Genomic DNA, 17,584 nt, shown 5'->3' with positions numbered 1-17,584 from the left:
TTCCCCGGAATGCGCGCTGGCAGCGGATTTGCATAGCTATCGCCAGGGTGCTGGAGGAACGAGTCGCCGGCGACGTGCCTCGAGTCGAGGCACGGACAACGGACGACATTGTCTGTCTCCCGCACGAATGATTTTGATCGCGGGACGACGAGATGAAATCTTCAAGATTATGCGCGGCGACGCTGCTGGGCGTGACGGCGCTGATGGCCATCCCGGCACAGGCGCGCGACGACGGACGCTACGCCAACTCGCCGCTAAAACCCTGGTTCGAAAGCCTGCACAGCGAATTCGGTCAGTGCTGCACCGACGCTGACGGCTACGTCATTGCCGACGTCGATTGGGAATCCGATCACGGCCGCTTTCGCGTCCGCATCGACGACGAATGGGTGGTGGTGCCCGACGGCGCGGTGATCACCGTGCCGAACAAGATCGGTCGCACCATGGTGTGGAAGCACTACATCGACGGTCATCCGCGCGTGCGCTGTTTCATGCCCGGCAGCATGACCTGAAAACGCTGACGGCGCCCGCATCGGATGCAGGCGCCGCAAGCGACGCGAAAGGCTCAGCGCGCCTCGCTTCCCGAACCCGCGCTGGCGAGCCGCTTTACGCGCGGGGACAACACTGAAACCTGCGCGGGCGAGGCGGGCATGCCGGCGACGGTCATCGCGGGCGCAGCCGACTGCTCCTCGACGCCGGCGCTGCCGAGCACCTGCACCTGCATCGTGGAGATCGGCAACGACTTCACTTCGTAAGAGGGCAGCTCACCCGCGAAGGCACCGGTGGAGCTTGCAATCACGGCGCCGGCGACGGCAATCATTGTGAGAACACGCATTGGAAAATCTCCGTTGAATATGTCAATCGGAGGTTTGGTCGCGGCGATGCACAAGGAGGTTCGCTCGCGTGCGAACATTCGTGTGTCCGTGGACGAACCTATTTGATTGCGTGATACGACAGGACGAAACGATGACGAAGCTTTCGGCGTCAATGTTTCCGGACGGTTTCGCGGCATCGGTCGGCGCAGCTCGCAGCTAGCTTGTCTGCAACTCCAGCTGCGCAGGTCTGGTCGGCGTGACGGTCACCGGAAAGCGCAGGCTCATGGTCGTGCCGCGGCCGGGTGTGGACGAGATGATCAACTCGCCGCCGTGGGCCGCCATGATCTCGCGGACGATCGACAGACCGAGCCCGGCCCCGTCGCCGGCGGTATTGCCGGTCTGAAACGGCTCGAGCAATTTGTGTTCCGCGCCATCGGGCAGGCCTGCGCCGTCGTCGTCGATCGAGACGCCGTCGCGGCCCAGCGTGGCGACGATGCGGCGGGCGCCGCGGGCGTGGATCAGCGCATTGCCGACGAGATTGGCAAGCGCGCTGCGGATCGCTGCGTCCACGCCCTCCACCAGGATAGGACCCTTCTCGGTCTGGTCCAGTGCGAGCTCGATGCCGGCGTCCACAGCCGAGGGGCCGAAATCGGCCAGCACGTCCAGCATGATCTGCGCGAGATCGATCGGCCGTTTCTCGATCGTATGATTTTGCAGCCGGGCCAGGTCGAGCATGGCTGACACCAGCGACGTCAGCCGCCTGATGTCGCGCACCAATTCGGCTCTCAAGGCCGGCTCGGGCACGTCCTCGACCTTGGCGCGCAGCAGCGTCAGCGGCGTGCGAAGCTGATGGGCGGCATTGCCGAGAAAGCGGCGCTGCATCCTGATATAGGCGTCGATCTCGCCGAACGCGCGGTTCAGCGCCTCGACCAGCGGCTTCAATTCGCGAGGGACCTCGGACAGGGAGATCAGACCCTGCGGTGCCGACGGGTCGATCGCGAGCGCACGAAGCGCCACCCGTTCGATGCCGCGCGAGACGAAACGCGCAGCAAGCGCCGCGCCGACGGCAACGGTCGCGGCAAAGGCCAGCGCGAGCAGCATGATCGAAAAGACGCTGCGGATGAGAAAGTTTCGCGCAATCCGGCTGAACCGGACCTGAGGCTCGCCCACCATCATCGTGAGCTGCAACGCGCCTCGTTGCATAACGGCGAGGCAGAAGGTGCTCTTCTGGTCGAGCGTGTTGAAGACGGAGGAACCGATCGGCCCGTGATAGGGAAATGCGAAGGGGAGGGCAGGGCGGCGTTCGCTGCCGTACTCGCTGACCATGTCGCCTGCGGACACGACGTACCAGAGGTTCGGGCTGTCCGCCTTCAGCTCATCGAGGGCGCGGTTGGAACGCACCGTCAGCTTTTGCCCATCGATCTCGGTGGCGCGGTCGAGGACCGCAACCACGACCCGGCAAGCCCTGAACTCGCGCTCCTCCATCGGGTAGCGCCACATGAAGAGGCCGAGCATGATCAGGAAGATCGTCGTGGCGGCGATGCCGAGCGAGATCGCGAAGGTCCGGGCGATCGACGTCATCGCGGTGTTGCCAGCCGCAGGATGTAGCCGATGCCTCGCATGCTGCGGATCTCGACGTCGCCGCCGAGCTCGGCGAGCTTCTTCCTCAATCGGGAGACCTGCGCCTCCAGCGTGTTGGATTCGATCTCGTCGTCAAAACCGTAGATCTCTTCGATCAGTGCGGCGCGGGTGATGACGCGGTCGCGGCGCATCAGCAGCGCGCCCAGGATCAGCGCCTCGCGCCGCCGCAGCAGGATTCTGGTGTCGGCGACCACCGCCTCGTTGCTGCCGAGATGCAGCTCGACATTGCCGAGCGACAGCACGGAAGGCGCGAGCAACCGTGGCCGCCGCAGCACCGCGCGCACCCGCGCGATCAATTCCTGCGGCTCGAACGGCTTGCCGAGATAGTCGTCGGCGCCGCCGTTGAGGCCCTCGACGACGTCCTCCTTGGCGTCCTTCGACGTCAGCATGATGATCGCGGGGCGCTCGGGCGATCGGCTGAGCGCCGTGACCACCTGGAGCGCATCGCCGTCGGGCAGCATGCGGTCGATGATCGCGAGGTCGTATTTGAAATTGTCCAGCGCCTGACGGGCATCGGCGATCGAGCCGACGAGATCGACGACGCCATGCAATTGCCCGAGCAGGCGGCTGACATAGGCGCCGATCTGCGGTTCGTCTTCGATCACGAGCGAGCGCACGCGGGTCGTCCTTGAACTCTTTGAGGGGCAATAGAACCCCGACCTGACGCTTCCTGGCCGAAGTCCGGCGTTTCGGTTCGTGCGCGAGTTCCCTTTAAGGCAGCGAGCGAGGCGAATAAAAGGCAGGGATCGGTGTCTTGCCTGATGCCGGCGGCCGAAGTTTTGGCGCGCGCACGGCCTCCTGCAATGTTCGGGCAATGTTGATCTGCCGACACCAGCCGGTGCGCGCAATGTCGCAGGCGCGGTTGCCCGTTGCAATCTTGGGGCAATTTTGCCGGGTCACATGCAGGGCTCCTGACCACACCAGTCGACTCGGCCAGCAAGGCCGATGGGGCCCCGTAATGAAGCATTTTGACGAAGCCGCTCTTTGCCATCCGGCGAATGCGCGGCGGACGACCACTTGTCTCGCCGCACTTGGCATCATCATGGCGAGCGCGCAATCCGCCTCGGCGCAATCTGCATCCGCGCAGACCGCGGTCACGCTGCCGGCGCCGCCGTTCGACCTGCCGCTGCTGCCGTCGCCCTCCGGCAACTGGACCGTCATGGTCGGCATCGGCGGAGAGTACACGCCTGATTTCGTCGGGGCGAAGAACGGGAAGCTTGTCCCGATCCCGATCTTCACGATCCGCCGCGCCGGGTCGATCGACCAGTTTCGTGGTCCGCGCGACAGCGCCAGCATCGCGCTGCTCGACGTCGGCAATTTCCGCGCGGGGCCCGCGTTCAAATACGTCGCCTCGCGCAAGGCCGACAAATATGCCGAGCTGACCGGCCTCGGCGACGTCAAGGCAGCCTATGAACTCGGCGGCTTCGTCGAATATTATCCGGTCGACTGGCTGCGCCTGCGCAGCGAATTGCGCCAGGGCATGGGCGGCCATACCGGGACGGTGGCCGACGTCTCCGCCGACGTCATCGTGCCGCTGATCCAGAGGCTCACGATCTCGGCCGGCCCGCGCTTTACCTGGAAGAGCACCAAGGCGACCGCTCCCTATTTCGGCGTCGACGCCGCGCAGGCGCTGGCGTCTGGGTTGCCGACTTACGATGCCAAAGGCGGCGCGCATTCGGTCGGCTTCGGCAGCCAAATCTCCTATCGCATCAATCCGCAGTGGGAGGTCCATGCCTATGTCGAATACGAGAAGCTGCTCGGCGATGCCTCGGATAGCCCGCTGGTGAAGCTGCGGGGGTCGTCGAACCAGACCACCGTCGGCATCGGTGCGTCCTATTCGTTCGACTTCAGGATTCGATGATCGCCATGCGCCGTATTGCTCTTCTCGGGATGGGCCTCGCGATCGCGTCCGCCGTCCTCGGTGCCGCCGCGGCGTTCGAGACGCGCACGACGAAACTCCAGGCGATCAAGACCCTCGGCATCGTCTCGGCCATCGGCGAGGAGATGAGCCTGACGCAAGCCGGGCTGACCGGGCTCGGCAACACCGCGCAAAGCCTCTCGATCAGCGCCTGGGGACTGGACGAGTTGATCGTTCAGCAGGCGACGAAGCTCTTGAGCGGACGCTTTCGCGTTCAACCGGTGAGCTACAGGCGCGCCGCGTTCGCCGCCGTCAGGGATTCGGCGGTTGCGCCCGTCAATCTTCTGCGCAGCGATCCGTTCAAGGAGCTGGTTCGCAGCGATGTCACGCCTCAGGGGCTCGATGCCTACGTCGTCATCACCCGGGCAAGATCGAAGCTCGGCAACGGCCGCAACGTCGAGGGCGTCGGGCTCGCCGAATACCGGACGCTGCTGGCGGATTACGGCCTGATCCATGCGCTGTACGAAGTCCGGATCATCGACGGCAAGGCGTTCGACGTGATCGAGAAGCGTGCGGCGGCGCCGCTCGACAACACCGGGACCGTGCGGATTGCCGGCCCGAGCGGGCCGGTCGACGAGACGCTTGGGGGAGCAGCGTCGAGCGAGCGGCTGCGCGCGGCGGTCATCGATCTCATCGCGCGCAGCCTGCCCGTGACGCTGGGCGACATGCACCTAATCGACGGCCAGTAGCCCCTTCAGGTCACCGGCGCCGGATTGAACAAAGTGAGGTCGTTGTGAATGCCCCAGCGGTCCGACCACGGCTTGGTCCGGCCGCTCGCGACGTCGAGGATCAGGCGGAACAGGTCCCAGCCGCATTCCTCGATGGTCTTCTCGCCGGTGGCGATGCTGCCCGAATCGAAATCGATCAGGTCCTTCCAGCGCCGCGCCAGCTCGCTGCGGGTCGCGACCTTGATCACGGGCGCGGCCGCAAGGCCGTAAGGCGTGCCGCGGCCGGTGGTGAACACCTGCAGCGTCATGCCGGAAGCGAGCTGGAGCGTACCGCAGATGAAGTCGCTTGCCGGCGTTGCCGCGAACAGCATGCCCTTCTGCGTCGCCTTCTCGCCGGGCGAGAGCACGCCGGTGATTGCGCTCGAGCCGGACTTGACGATCGAGCCCAGCGACTTCTCGACGATGTTGGCAAGGCCGCCCTTCTTGTTGCCGGGCGTGGTGTTGGCACTGCGGTCGGCGCCGCCGCGCGCGAGGTAGGAATCGTACCAGGCCATCTCGCGCACCAGCGCGCGGCCGACGTCCTCGTTGATGGCGCGCCGGGTGAGCAGCTGGATGGCGTCACGCACTTCGGTGACTTCGGAGAACATCACGGTGGCGCCGGCGCGCACCAGCAGGTCCGCGGCAAAGCCGACGGCGGGATTCGCGGTGACGCCGGAGAAGGCGTCGCTGCCGCCGCATTGCAGGCCGATGACGAGGTCGGCGGCCGGGCAGGTCTCGCGCTTGCGGGCGTTGAGCACCTTCAGCCGTGCCTCGGCCTGGGTCATGATGGCATCCACGATCGCGCCAAAGCCGTCGAACGCCTCGTCCTGCATGCGCACGATGGCGTCGCTGACGCCTTCCGGCACCAGCCGCTCGGGCGCAAGCTTCTCGCAGCCGAGGCCGACCACCAAGATCTCGCCGCCGAAATTCGGGTTGAGCGCGAGGTTCTGCAGCGTGCGGATCGGCACCACCGCATCGGGCGCGGTGATGGCGACCCCGCAGCCATAGGCATGCGTCAGCGGCACGACGTCGTCGACCTCAGGGTATTTCGGCAGGAGCTCGGCGCGGATGCGCTTCACCGCATATTCCATCGTGCCCTTGACGCATTGCACGGAGGAGGAGATGCCCAGAATGTTCTTCGTGCCCACCGAGCCGTCCGGATTGCGGTAGCCTTCGAAGGTGAAACCTTCGAGCGGCGGCAGCGGTGCGGGCACGGCGGTGGAGATTTCGAGCTTGTCGAGGTCGGGGGCCTCGGGCATGCGGATGCGGGCCTCGTCCACCCATTCGCCGGCCAGGATCGGCGACAGCGCGTAGCCGATGATCTCGCCATAGCGGACGATCGGTGCGCCTTCCGCGATGTCGACCAGCGCCGTCTTGTGCCCCTGCGGCACGAAGGCGCGCAGCGTCAGGCCGCTGGCAAAGCGGGAGCCGGCGGGAAGCCCGAAATCATTGACCACGATCGCGACATTGTCGCGCTCGTTGAGCTTGATGTAGCGGGGCTGCTCTTTCGCTGCGACGTCCTGGTCCATGGAGGACTCCGGATTTGTAGGGTGGGTTAGCGCAGCGTAACCCACCACTGTCTGTGTCCGCGGAAGCAGAAGAGGTGGGTTACGCTGCGCTAACCCACCCTACGATGTCAGGCTGTCACCCCGGGAACGTGTAAGCCGTCTTCACCGTGGTGTAGAACTCGCGCGCGTAGGAGCCCTGCTCGCGGGCGCCGTAGCTCGAGCCCTTCCGGCCGCCGAACGGCACGTGATAGTCGACGCCTGCGGTCGGCAGATTGACCATCACCATGCCGGACTCGCTGTTGCGCTTGTAGTGCGAGGCGTATTTCAGGCTCGATGTGCAGATGCCCGACGCAAGGCCGAACTCGGTGTCGTTGGAGATGGCGAGCGCTTCTTCGTAGTTCTTCGCGCGGATCACGGCGGCGACCGGTCCGAAGATCTCCTCACGCGCGATGCGCATGTTGTTGTTGGCTTCGGTGAACAGCGCGGGCGCGAGGTAGTGGCCGGGGGTCTCGCGCTTGAGCAGCTCGCCGCCGAAGGCGAGCTTGGCGCCTTCGTCCTGGCCGATCTTGATGTAGCGCAGATCCTGGTCGAGCTGGCTCTGGTCGACCACGGGGCCGATATGCACGCCGGCCTTGAGCGCGTCGTCCACCGACAGGCCCGCCAGCCGCTCGGCCACCGCCGCGACGAAGCGGTCGTGGATGCCTTCGGTGACGATCAGGCGGGAGGAGGCGGTGCAGCGCTGGCCGGTCGAGAAATAGGCGCCGTTGACGGCGACCTCGACGGCGGTCTTGAGGTCGGCGTCGTCGAGCACGACCAGCGGATTCTTGCCGCCCATCTCGAGCTGGAATTTCTTCATCGGATTCGACAGCACGCAGGCCTGCGCGATCTTGCGGCCGGTCTGCACCGAGCCCGTGAAGGAGATCGCGGCGACATCCGGATGGTCGAGCAGGGTCTGGCCGACCACCGAGCCCGAGCCGACCACGAGGTTGAAGACGCCGGCGGGAATGCCGGAGCGGGTGATGATCTCGGCCAGCGCGTGACCCGAGCCCGGCACGAGCTCAGCCGGCTTGAACACCACGGTGTTGCCGTAGCAGAGCGCCGGGGCGATCTTCCAGGCCGGGATCGCGATCGGGAAATTCCAGGGCGTAATCATGCCGACGACGCCCACCGGCTCGCGGGTGAGCTCGACGTCGAGGCCGGGCCGCACGGAGGCGCCCTTTTCGCCGATCAGGCGCAGCGCTTCACCGGCGAAGAACGCGAAGATCTGGCCGGCGCGGGCGACCTCGCCGATGCCCTCCGGCAGGGTCTTGCCTTCCTCGCGGGCGAGCAGGCGGCCGAGCTCTTCCTTGCGGGCGAGGATCTCAAGCGAAATCTTGTTCAGCGCATCGAAGCGCGCCTGCGGCGTCGACTGCGACCAGGCGGGGAAGGCGGCCTTGGCGGCGGCGATCGCCTTCTCGGTCTGCGCCTTGTCGGCCTTGGCGTATTCGCCGACGAGGTCGTTGGTGTTGGAGGGGTTGATGTTCCTGGTGACGCCGGAACCGTCGACCCACTCGCCGCCGATGAAGTTCTTCAGGATCGCAGTCATCTCGTTCCTCCAGGGAATGTTTCTAACGCACGAGGCAGGGACGCTTGTCGTCGAAGGTCCAGCCTGGGATCAGGTCCTGCATGGCAATAGCGTCATCGCGGGCGCCAAGTCCATGCTGCTTGTAGAGGTCATGCGCCGCGTCGATGGCGGCCCTGTCGATTTCGATACCCAGGCCCGGCCGGTCCGGGACTGCGATCTTGCCGCCTTTGATCTGAAGCGGCTGCCGGGTCAGGGCCTGGCCGTCCTGCCAGATCCAGTGGGTGTCGATCGCCGTGACCTTGCCGGGGGCGGCGGCGCCGACATGGGTGAACATGGCCAGCGAAATGTCAAAGTGGTTGTTGGAGTGCGAGCCCCAGGTCAGGCCGTTGTCGCGGCAGGTCTGGGCGACGCGCACCGAGCCCTGCAGGGTCCAGAAATGGGGGTCGGCCAGCGGAATGTCCAGCGCGCCAAGGCGCAGCGCATGGGAGAGCTGGCGCCAATCGGTCGCGATCATGTTGGTCGCCGTCGGCAGCCCCGTGGCGCGGCGGAACTCGGCCATGATCTCGCGGCCGGAGAAGCCGGCCTCGGCGCCGCAGGGATCCTCGGCATAAGCGAGGATGCCGTGCATGCCCTTGCAGAGCCGGACCGCCTCGTCGAGCGACCAGGCGCCGTTGGGGTCCAGCGTCACGCGGGCGTTGGGGAAGCGCTTTGCGATCGCGGTGACGGCCTCGATCTCCTGCTCGCCGCTGAGCACGCCGCCCTTGAGCTTGAAATCGGCGAAGCCGTAATGGTCGTGGGTGGCCTCCGCGAGCCGCACCACGGTCTCGGGCGTCATCGCCTCCTGATGGCGGAGGTTGAACCATTCCGCCTTGCCGGTCTCGCCCTGGACATAGTTCAGCTTCGACTTGCGCCGGTCTCCGACGAAGAACAGATAGCCGAGCGTCTCGACGCTGCTACGCTGCTGGCCTTCGCCGAGCAGCGCTGCGACCGGCAGGCCGAGATGCTGACCCAGAAGGTCGAGCAGCGCGGACTCGACCGCGGTGACCGCGTGGATCATCACGCGAAGATCGAACGTCTGCTTGCCGCGGCCGCCGGCGTCACGGTCGGCGAAGGCTGTACGGACGTCGGCGAGGATGTTGTTCATCGCGCCGACGGTCTTGCCGATGACGAGATCGCGCGCGTCCTGCAGCGTCTGCCAGATCTTCTGCCCGCCCGGCACCTCGCCGACGCCGGTGTGACCGGCATTGTCGGTGAGGATGACGATGTTGCGGGTGAAGAATGGCGCGTGCGCGCCGCTGAGGTTGAGGAGCATGCTGTCGCGGCCCGCGACCGGGATCACCTGCATCGCTGTCACGACCGGTGCGCCAGAAATCTCGGTCAGGGCCATCCTACGCTCCTCGCTGTTGTTATCAGTTATTCTGCCGCCTGTTGTGTCGATCGGATGGCGGGCAGATTCTTCACCAGCGCGGTCAGCTCCGCGATCTCCTGCTCGGTGAGATCGGTCAGCGGCGGCCGGACCGGGCCGGAATCGCGGCCGATCACCTTCATGCCGGCCTTGATGATCGAGACCGCGTAGCCCTTCTTGCGGTTGCGGATCGCGATCAGCGGCAGGATGAAATCCTTCAGCCCGGCCTGGATCGTGGCGTGGTCGCGCTTGCGCACTGCCGCGTAGAAATTGGTGGCGAATTCCGGCACGAAGTTGAACACGGCGGAGGAATAGGTCGTCACGCCCATGTCGAGATAGGGCAGGGCGAAGGTCTCGGCGGTCGGCAGGCCGCCGACATAGGTGAGGCGGTCGCCGAGCTTGGTGTAGACGCGGGTCATCAGCTCGATGTCGCCGATGCCGTCCTTGTAGCCGACGAGGTTCGGGCAGCGCTCGGCGAGGCGCGCCAGCGTGTCGGGCTGCAGGATCGCATTGTCGCGGTTGTAGACGATGACGCCGATCTTGACGGCGGCGCAGACCGCCTCGACATGAGCGGCAAGGCCCTCCTGCTCGGCATGGGTGAGATAGGGCGGCAGCAGCAAGAGGCCGTCGGCGCCGGCCTTTTCCGCACCGATCGCGATCTCGCGGGCGATCGCGGTGCCGTAGCCGGTGCCGGCGAGCACGGGCACGCGGCCCTTGGTCTCGTCGACGGCGACTTTGACGACCTCAGGAACCTCGGTCGGCGTCAGCGAGAAGAACTCGCCGGTGCCGCCGGCGGCGAACAGGCCTGCGACGTCATAGCCGCACAGCCAGTCCATGTTGGCGCGGTAGGTCGCTTCGTCGAAGGAATAGTCCGCCCTGAACGGCGTGACGGGAAAGGACAGGAGGCCGGATCCGATCTTCTGGGCCATTTCCTGCGGGGTCATCTTGCTCACGGGCGCTGCTCCCTTATTGCGTGTTGTGGAGGACGCGGGCCTTGAGGGCCGGCGCGTCCATGCGCCGTGGTTTAGGAGACCGTTCGATGCAGGTCCAAGCCAAAGCCTATATCGACCGATGCGGATTGAGCATCAATCCTCGGCCACCTCCGCGGAGGCCAATTCACCGGCGATCTTGACCAGCGCCGAGAGCAGCGGATTCTCGTCGTCGCGGCGCCAGACCATGAACAGCTCGACCGGCACGCGGCCCCGCAGCTTCAGCGGTCGCAGCCGGACGTCGGAGATCTTCAGGCCCGCGGCCGCAGCCGGCACGATGGCAAGGCCGAGGCCGGCGCGCACCATGGCGAGGATCGAGTGGATCTGGCTGAGATGCTGGACATAGCGCGGCAGCACGTCGGCGCGCGTGAACTGCGCCACCAGGAGATCGTGAAAGTAGCGGCTCTCATAGGGCGAATACATCACGAAGGGCTGGTCGTCGAAATCCTTGATGGTGATGCTCTCGGCGTTCGCCAGCGGATGCTTCTTCGGGATGGCGGCGAGCAGCGGCTCGGCGACGACGCGGCGGCTGGTCAGCTCGGGCCGCGCGATCGGCGGCCTGAGCAGGCCGGCGTCGATCTGGCCCGACGTGAGCGCCTCGAACTGGTCGCCCGACACCATCTCCTTCAGCGAGAAATCCACCTCGGGCAGCTTGGCTCGGCACGCCGCGACGAGCTCGGGCAAGAAGCCGTAGGCGGCGGCGGCGGTGAAACCGATCTTCAGCGAGCCGGTCTTGCCGAGCGCGATGCGGCGGGCGACCTGCGAGGCGCTTTCCGCGAGCTTGAGGATGCGCCGCGCCTCGGGGAGGAAGCTGCGCCCCGCAGGCGTCAGCCGTACCGACCGGCTGGTGCGTTCCAGCAGCGGCGCGTCGATGATGTGCTCGAGCACCTGGATCTGCCGGGACAGCGGCGGCTGGGTCATGTTCAGCCGCGCGGCGGCGCGGCCGAAATGCAATTCCTCCGCCACCGTGACGAAACAGCGGAGCTGGTTGAGGTCAAACATCGATACATGCCTTAGATGGATAAGGCGCTTCCCCGGGACTTCTAGCATCGATCACCCCCAAAACAAAGACGGCGGCTTTTGGGGCCGCCGTTGAGTTGCCTGGTCAAGCTCCCATGGGAGCCCTCAGGAGGAACGTTTGAGCGTCACCCGCTCGATCTTGCCGACGATGACGAGATAAGCGAACGCCGCCACCAGCGCGTTGAGGCCGACGAACACCAGCGCGCCGTTGAACGAGCCGGTCGCGGCCAGGATGTAGCCGATCACGATCGGGGTGGTGATCGAGGAGAGGTTGCCGAAGGTGTTGAACAGGCCGCCGGAGACGCCGCCGGCTTCCTTCGGCGAGGTGTCGGAGACGACCGCCCAGCCGAGCGCACCGATGCCCTTGCCGAAGAAGGCGAGCGCCATGAAGCCGACCACCAGCGCCTGTCCGTCGACATAGTTGCAGGCGATGATCGACATCGACAGCAGCATGCCGCCGACGATCGGGATCTTGCGCGCCATGGTCAGCGATCCGGTCCGGCGCAGGATCGCGTCCGAGATGATGCCGCCGAGCACGCCGCCGATGAAGCCGCACAGCGCCGGCAGCGTCGCGACGAAGCCGGCCTGCAGGATCGACAGGCCGCGCTCCTTGACGAGGTAGACCGGGAACCAGGTCAGGAAGAAATAGGTCAGCGTGTTGATGCAGTACTGGCCGAGATAGACGCCGAGCATCATGCGGTTGGAGAGCAACTGGCGGATATGGTCCCATCCGGAGCCGGCCTCGGCCGCACGCGCGCGCGGCAGATCGTCCTTGGGCGCGTCGAGATCGACCAGGGCGCCGCCGTCCTTGATGTAGTCGAACTCGGCCTCGTTGATCGAAGGATGCTCCTTCGGTCCGTAGATGGTCTTGAGCCAGACCAGGCCCATGACGACGCCGAGTGCGCCCATCACGAAGAACACGAAGCGCCAGCCGTAGGCGTGCGCGATCCAACCCATCAGCGGGGCGAAGATTACGGTGGCAAAATACTGTCCCGAATTGAAGAAGGCCGACGCGGTGCCGCGCTCGTTGCCCGGAAACCAGGCCGCGACGATGCGGGCGTTCGCCGGGAAGGACGGTGCTTCCGCAACGCCGACCAGCAGGCGAAGCGCGAACAGCACGACGACGGCCGTGCCGGCGCTGAGGAAGCCGACCCAGCCCTGCATCAGCGTGAACAGCGACCAGATGATGATGCTGAAGGCATAGACGAGGCGCGAGCCGTAACGGTCGAGCAGCCAGCCGCCGGGTACCTGCGCCGCGACATAGGACCAGCCGAACGCCGAGAAGATCCAGCCCATGGCGACGGGATCGAGATGCAGCTCCTTGGAGAGCGCGGGGCCGGCGATCGACAGCGTGGCACGGTCGGCATAGTTCACGGTCGTGACCAGGAACAACATGGTCACGATCAACAGCCTGACGCGAGACCTCCTCGCGTCCGCTGCGGACACCACTGCGCTCATCAGGCGCCTCCTTCAGTCGAACATTTCCTCAAGGCGACTCCTAGAGGCGCGCGCGGCGAAGTGTCCAAGTTGAAGGGAGTATCGATCGATGCCGTTTTTGGATTGATGAAGGAGCCGGAAGAGGGAACGATTGTGCAGTCACGCGCATGCGCATGGGATGTTAGGAGGGCGAGCTTTCGCCCGCCCACCACTGTCATTCCCCGCGAAGGCGGGGGAATCCAGTACGCCGCAGCCTCTCGATTCAGTCACCGCTGTCACGGAGTACTGGATCGCCCGCCCTTGTCCGCAATTGCGCACTAAAGCGCGATGAGATTTGGATGAATCGTCATCGCGCTTTAGGTTGTTGTTTGCGCATGATCCTTCCGGAAAACCGCTTCGCACTTTTCCGGATCATGCTTTGGGCGGGCGATGACACCGAGAATGTGGGAGCTGTGCCGCCCTATTGCTGCGCGCCGCCGCCCAGCAGCGGCGCCAGCAGTCCGCGCGTCACGCCGGGCGGCGCAGCATCAAGCCCGAGCACCGCGCTCGCGGCCGGAAGGGCGGCATCCGCCATCGCCGCGTGCCCTTCGGCGCTCGGATGCACCGCGCCGCCATAGACGGCGGAAAGCACGCCCCAGGTCGCGTCGTGGATGTCGGTGGGCTGGCTTGCTGCCGGCAATCCCTGCGGATAGGTCATCGCGGCAAAATAGCTGTCATTGGCGTCGCGGATCCAGCGTGCGCGGGGCAAATAGGCGCGATATTCCGAGGCGCCGCGGCCGCACAGCATCGGCTGGCTCGCCGCGCTCACGATGTCAGGGTTGAAGCTCTGGCCGTTCTCGGCAAAGCAGGCGCGATCGAATTCGGGGTCATTGCCGGAATGCGCGCAGAAGCCATGGTCGCCGAATGCGGCCTGATGCGCATCGACGAAGGTCATGCGGTCGGCCTCGGGATCGCGGCACAGCGCGCCGCGCGTGCAGGTGGCAAGGCCCTTCAGCTGCGGCAGGAATTCGGTGTCGACGAAGGTCGAGACGCGGGCAAGGCGCTGCGGATCGGCGTTGAAGGACGGATGGATGTCGAAGCCGGCCCGGCCGCCGCGGCAGGGCACGCCGCCATCGGCGAGCGCGGGATTGGCGTAGGAGACGTAGACGACATGCGAGAGGTCGCCGCCGACCAGCGGCTTCAGCCCCTCGCGCAGCTTGACGAAATTCTGCGGCAGCTCGCGCGTCAGCGCGTCGCGGGAATCATCGACGCTTGCCATCACGCCGGAGCGGCGGAACAGCGCTCGTTCGGTCGCGGTGTCGACGATGACGTCGGCGACGAGGCCGGAGAAATAGACGTCGTTGGCACCGACCGACAGCAGCACGAGATCGAGCGTGCGATCGGGTTGTCGCTTCTTCGCCGCGGTGAGCGCCTCGCGCAACTCGGCGACCTGCGCGTTCACGCTGGTGTTGCAGACGCCGGTCTTGCCGGGCGGGCATTCGCGGGCGCGCTGCGAGCCGAGCAGGCCGTCGCCGATGCTGGCGCCGGTGCAGGCGAGCGGCAGATAGGTCACGGCGATGTGGGTGTAGCGCACCGCAAGCGCGAGCGCGGTACGCGTCTGGTAGCTGTAGAGCGAGCGGTGGCAGGGCGAGTTGAACCACAGCGCGCTGTAGCGCTGCCAGTTCGCGAGCGTGTCCGGCGCCTCGCAGGCGCGGCCGCCCTTGTAGCCGTGGCGGCTCGGCCGGTAGTATTGGCCGCCGGCGGCGGTGCCGAGATAGGAGCGGAAGCAAAAGCCTTCGTCGGACAGCGCCAGCGGCCGGTCCGGATTACCTTCGCCCGAGGCGATGCTGTCCCCGAGGCCGGCGACGAAGATATCGCGGACTTGAATCTCGGTCTGGACGCGCTGGCTGGGATCGGCTCCGGAGGAGACGTCGACGGTCGCGACCGTCTGCTTGCCGTAGCGGACGCGTAGGTTGATCGGCTCGGCGCAGTCGAAGGTCGATTGCTGCGGCCCGTCGCCGTCGTCGAACGACCAGGCGCAGGTGGCGCCGACCGGCACGGCGCCCACGAGGCGCACGGTGACGGGGTGGTCGATCGGGGTGAGGTAGTTTTCCTTGGTGTTGTCGCGGGTGCAGGGCTGGTTGACGCGACCCTGAAGGTCGATGCAGAGGCGATTGACCATGTTGCGGGCCCAGCCGCGGCCCTCGCTCTGGAGCTCCAGCGACTGTTCGGCGGCGAGGATGCTGCGGTTGCGCGCGTTCTCGACATGGAGCAGGAAATCGCGCTCCTCGCGGAACAGGCGGAAGCGGTTGCGCACCTCCCAACTGATCTGGAGGGGGCCGGCGTCCTGAGCGGCGGCACGCTCGGTCGGCAAAGCGGTCAAAAGCCCGGCCAGCAGCAGGGCGCCGGCGGTAAGGTTACGAAGCAATACAGGGATCATGGCCCGCGTCTTCAACGGCAAAGTTGAGGCGGAAATAAGAGAGGATTGCGCGTCCGTCCGCAACCTTTGTCTAGATGCCAGCCCTTACCGCTTGTTGGCCTGTCGCAGCGCCCGCTCGCGCTCCATGGCCGCCACCTGCTTGGGCAAATTGGCCTGCGCGCAGGCCTCGGCCAGCCGCCGCCGTTCCTGCCAGGGTTCGACCACGTTCATCCAGAGCTCGCGCGTGCCCATGATGGAGATGGCAAGGCCGAACGGGATCACGAAATAGAGGATGCGGAACACCAGCAGCGTCGCCAGAAGCTGCTCGCGGCCGAACTCGGGCAGCGCCAGCAGCATGGCGGCATCGAACACGCCGATCGAGCCGGGCGCATGGCTGGCGAAGCCCAGCAGCGTCGCCAGGATGAACACCACCGCGAGCGACAGGAAGTCGATCGGCGGATTGGCCGGCATCAGGAGGTACATCGCCGTGGCGCAGAAGCCGAGATCGACCACGCCGATCAGGATCTGGACCAGCGTCAGCGGCGCCGAGGGCAGCACCACCTTCCAGCCCTTCTGGCCGAGCTCGCGCCGCTTCTCGCCCATGACGAGCCAAACGAGATAGGCGCCGATCGAGGCGAGCCCGCCGAGCGCGATCAGCCGGTTGAGCGACGACGGCAGCTGATCCATCGAGGAGGCCGCATCCGGGTGGATCGCCATGCCGATCGAGAGCACGAAGATGTTACCGAGCCAGAAGGTCAGGCCCGACAGGAAACAGATCTTGGCGACGTCGATCGCGTTCAGCCCGTAATCCGAATAGATCCGGAAACGGATCGCCCCGCCGGTGAAGACGGTGGCGCCGATATTGTGGCCGATCGAATAGGACGTGAAGCTGGAGAGCGCCGCGATGCGATAGGGCACGTGCTTCTTGCCGATCGTTCGCAATGCGAAAAAGTCGTAAAAGGTCAGGGTGCAGAACGCGAAAAAGACGCACACCGCGGCCAGCCCGATGCTGCCGCGGGGAATCTCGGTCAACGCCGTCAGGATGACGCCGGTATCGATGCCCTTGAGGGTCCGCACCAGCGAGGTGATCGCGAAGGCAATGATGAAGACGCTCGCGGCAACTCCTAGCCGTCGCCAGCCGATCCATCTCTTGAAGCCGCGTTGCAGCGCGGGCAGCAGTCCGTGCATTCATCCTCCCGGCGGGGGGCAAGACCGACCGGGCCAGGCATTGGCCAGTCGGGTGCGATCATGGCCAAAGGCAGGCATCGATCGCTCGGCATGATCCAGCTCATTTAATGCAAAAACAGCGGCTTGTGCAGCCCTTGACAACAATAGGTTCTGCGTCGGACCGGCCATCTCTGTCATACGCGGTTCACATCGGAGGCGCGTTAAGCATATGAGTCGAGATACCGGCTCGGATCGCGCGTCCATACGGCCAGCACCATTTCAGATCCTGGCACCGCCGGCATTGTTCCAGCGCAAGCGATGCCGGCATTTTTGGAACGCCGGTCCCGCGCGCTCGTTAGGCCTCCATCAGCAATCGAACATGGCAGGGATAAGCGGCTTTTCATGCACGCCTGCGCCTGCGTGTTCCCGAAACCATAGAGGATCGGAACGATGGGACTCTTCACAAAAGACATCAAAACCATGAACGACCTGTTCGTGCATCAGCTTCAGGACATCTATTACGCCGAGCAGCAGCTCACCAAGGCGCTGCCGAAAATGGCCAGCAAGGCCACCGATCCGCAGCTGAAACAGGGCTTTTTGACGCACCTCGAGGAAACCAAGCAGCACGTCGCGCGGCTCGAGGAAGTGTTCAAGATGCACGGCGTCCCGGTGAAGGCGGTCGACTGCCCCGCGATCGACGGCATCATCGAGGAAGCCGACGAGACCGCGGGCGAGGTCGCCGACAAGGCTGTGCTCGATGCCGCCCTGATCAACGCGGCGCAGGCCGCCGAACATTACGAGATCGTGCGCTACGGCAGCCTGATCGCCTGGGCGAAGCAGCTCGGCCGCAGCGACTGCGCCGCCGTGCTCGCCAAGACGCTGGAGGAGGAGAAGGCGACCGACAAAAAGCTCACCGCGCTGGCCGAGAGCAAGGTGAATTTGCGCGCGGCGAGCTAAGCTCAGACTGAACCAGGAAAGCGCCGTGCGGTCTCCCGCGCGGCGCTTTCCGCGCAAAATC

At 65.7% G+C, this 17,584-nt stretch carries 15 protein-coding genes; 4 read left to right on the top strand and 11 right to left on the bottom strand.

The genetic code is table 11. The features are described from left to right. Positions 1-152 precede the first annotated feature (152 nt). Entirely contained in the window at positions 153-509 is a 357-nt protein-coding gene (locus tag CO669_RS29495) for a hypothetical protein (protein ID WP_097664080.1), read from the top strand. Positions 510-562: 53 nt separating this feature from the next. Here the strand turns inward: CO669_RS29495 and CO669_RS29490 are convergent, their stop codons facing one another. The 3 genes from CO669_RS29490 to CO669_RS29480 form a co-directional block, all read right to left on the bottom strand. Continuing rightward, positions 563-832 (bottom strand): hypothetical protein, encoded by a 270-nt coding sequence (locus tag CO669_RS29490; RefSeq protein ID WP_198964324.1) that lies wholly within the window; start codon positions 830-832, stop codon positions 563-565. Positions 833-1,028: 196 nt separating this feature from the next. After that, positions 1,029-2,393: a sensor histidine kinase gene (locus CO669_RS29485; RefSeq protein ID WP_097664013.1), complete on the bottom strand. Its 1,365-nt coding sequence runs from the start codon at positions 2,391-2,393 to the stop codon at positions 1,029-1,031. Then, positions 2,390-3,070 (bottom strand): response regulator transcription factor, encoded by a 681-nt coding sequence (locus tag CO669_RS29480; protein ID WP_097663982.1) that lies wholly within the window; start codon positions 3,068-3,070, stop codon positions 2,390-2,392. The genes CO669_RS29485 and CO669_RS29480 overlap by 4 nt, the downstream gene beginning before the upstream one ends. Before the next feature lie 341 nt (positions 3,071-3,411). On the opposite strand from CO669_RS29480, the gene CO669_RS29475 reads away from it, so the two are divergent. Together CO669_RS29475 and CO669_RS29470 are read left to right on the top strand one after the other, a co-directional pair. Beyond that, on the top strand, positions 3,412-4,314 hold the full coding sequence (locus CO669_RS29475) for a MipA/OmpV family protein (protein WP_198964323.1): 903 nt from the start codon (positions 3,412-3,414) through the stop codon (positions 4,312-4,314). 5 nt (positions 4,315-4,319) lie between these two features. Further along, positions 4,320-5,060, top strand: a complete 741-nt coding sequence (locus CO669_RS29470) for a hypothetical protein (protein ID WP_097664774.1) — start codon at positions 4,320-4,322, stop codon at positions 5,058-5,060. Between the two features lie 5 nt (positions 5,061-5,065). On the opposite strand, the gene garD is transcribed toward CO669_RS29470, so the two are convergent. The 8 genes from garD to CO669_RS29430 all read right to left on the bottom strand — a co-directional run bounded on the left by garD (position 5,066) and on the right by CO669_RS29430 (position 16,587). Beyond that, positions 5,066-6,607 carry a galactarate dehydratase gene (gene garD, locus CO669_RS29465; protein ID WP_097663963.1) on the bottom strand — a complete coding sequence of 514 codons (1,542 nt, stop codon included), beginning with the start codon at positions 6,605-6,607 and terminating at the stop codon, positions 5,066-5,068. A 115-nt stretch (positions 6,608-6,722) separates the two neighbouring features. Next, on the bottom strand, positions 6,723-8,171 hold the full coding sequence (locus tag CO669_RS29460) for an aldehyde dehydrogenase family protein (RefSeq protein WP_097663949.1): 1,449 nt from the start codon (positions 8,169-8,171) through the stop codon (positions 6,723-6,725). Positions 8,172-8,193: 22 nt separating this feature from the next. Continuing rightward, entirely contained in the window at positions 8,194-9,537 is a 1,344-nt protein-coding gene (gudD, locus tag CO669_RS29455) for a glucarate dehydratase (RefSeq protein WP_097663909.1), read from the bottom strand. A gap of 26 nt (positions 9,538-9,563) precedes the next feature. Continuing rightward, positions 9,564-10,508, bottom strand: a complete 945-nt coding sequence (kdgD, locus tag CO669_RS29450) for a 5-dehydro-4-deoxyglucarate dehydratase (RefSeq protein ID WP_097663857.1) — start codon at positions 10,506-10,508, stop codon at positions 9,564-9,566. Between the two features lie 132 nt (positions 10,509-10,640). Then, positions 10,641-11,546, bottom strand: coding sequence for a LysR family transcriptional regulator (locus CO669_RS29445; RefSeq protein ID WP_097663818.1), 906 nt, complete (start codon positions 11,544-11,546; stop codon positions 10,641-10,643). A 123-nt stretch (positions 11,547-11,669) separates the two neighbouring features. Then, the gene (locus CO669_RS29440; RefSeq protein WP_198964322.1) at positions 11,670-13,022 is read right to left on the bottom strand and encodes an MFS transporter; all 1,353 of its coding nucleotides are present in this window, start codon (positions 13,020-13,022) and stop codon (positions 11,670-11,672) included. Positions 13,023-13,461: 439 nt separating this feature from the next. After that, positions 13,462-15,420: an SGNH/GDSL hydrolase family protein gene (locus CO669_RS29435; protein ID WP_097663708.1), complete on the bottom strand. Its 1,959-nt coding sequence runs from the start codon at positions 15,418-15,420 to the stop codon at positions 13,462-13,464. A gap of 84 nt (positions 15,421-15,504) precedes the next feature. Continuing rightward, a complete protein-coding gene (locus CO669_RS29430) occupies positions 15,505-16,587 on the bottom strand; it encodes a lysylphosphatidylglycerol synthase transmembrane domain-containing protein (protein ID WP_097663685.1) in 1,083 nt (360 codons plus the stop codon). Between the two features lie 429 nt (positions 16,588-17,016). Here CO669_RS29430 and CO669_RS29425 point away from each other — a divergent pair, with 429 nt between their 5' ends. Beyond that, on the top strand, positions 17,017-17,523 hold the full coding sequence (locus CO669_RS29425) for a YciE/YciF ferroxidase family protein (protein WP_097663649.1): 507 nt from the start codon (positions 17,017-17,019) through the stop codon (positions 17,521-17,523). Positions 17,524-17,584 lie beyond the last annotated feature (61 nt).

Source organism: Bradyrhizobium sp. Y36 (genome assembly GCF_002531575.1).
In the GTDB taxonomy this organism is placed as follows: Bacteria; Pseudomonadota; Alphaproteobacteria; order Rhizobiales; family Xanthobacteraceae; genus Bradyrhizobium.
The sequence above is the reverse complement of the archived record's forward strand: the minus strand, read 5'-3'. Positions and strand labels throughout refer to the sequence as shown.

What these genes read in the sequence shown, in the direction of transcription:
- CO669_RS29445 (WP_097663818.1), bottom strand. Translation starts at nt 11,546, where the DNA reads ATGTTTGACCTCAACCAGCTCCGCTGTTTCGTCACGGTGGCGGAGGAA.
- garD (WP_097663963.1), bottom strand. Translation starts at nt 6,607, where the DNA reads ATGGACCAGGACGTCGCAGCGAAAGAGCAGCCCCGCTACATCAAGCTC.
- CO669_RS29435 (WP_097663708.1), bottom strand. Translation starts at nt 15,420, where the DNA reads ATGATCCCTGTATTGCTTCGTAACCTTACCGCCGGCGCCCTGCTGCTG.
- CO669_RS29495 (WP_097664080.1), top strand. Translation starts at nt 153, where the DNA reads ATGAAATCTTCAAGATTATGCGCGGCGACGCTGCTGGGCGTGACGGCG.
- CO669_RS29460 (WP_097663949.1), bottom strand. Translation starts at nt 8,171, where the DNA reads ATGACTGCGATCCTGAAGAACTTCATCGGCGGCGAGTGGGTCGACGGT.
- CO669_RS29470 (WP_097664774.1), top strand. Translation starts at nt 4,320, where the DNA reads ATGCGCCGTATTGCTCTTCTCGGGATGGGCCTCGCGATCGCGTCCGCC.
- CO669_RS29425 (WP_097663649.1), top strand. Translation starts at nt 17,017, where the DNA reads ATGGGACTCTTCACAAAAGACATCAAAACCATGAACGACCTGTTCGTG.
- gudD (WP_097663909.1), bottom strand. Translation starts at nt 9,537, where the DNA reads ATGGCCCTGACCGAGATTTCTGGCGCACCGGTCGTGACAGCGATGCAG.
- CO669_RS29440 (WP_198964322.1), bottom strand. Translation starts at nt 13,022, where the DNA reads ATGAGCGCAGTGGTGTCCGCAGCGGACGCGAGGAGGTCTCGCGTCAGG.
- CO669_RS29475 (WP_198964323.1), top strand. Translation starts at nt 3,412, where the DNA reads ATGAAGCATTTTGACGAAGCCGCTCTTTGCCATCCGGCGAATGCGCGG.
- CO669_RS29485 (WP_097664013.1), bottom strand. Translation starts at nt 2,393, where the DNA reads ATGACGTCGATCGCCCGGACCTTCGCGATCTCGCTCGGCATCGCCGCC.
- CO669_RS29490 (WP_198964324.1), bottom strand. Translation starts at nt 832, where the DNA reads ATGCGTGTTCTCACAATGATTGCCGTCGCCGGCGCCGTGATTGCAAGC.
- CO669_RS29430 (WP_097663685.1), bottom strand. Translation starts at nt 16,587, where the DNA reads ATGCACGGACTGCTGCCCGCGCTGCAACGCGGCTTCAAGAGATGGATC.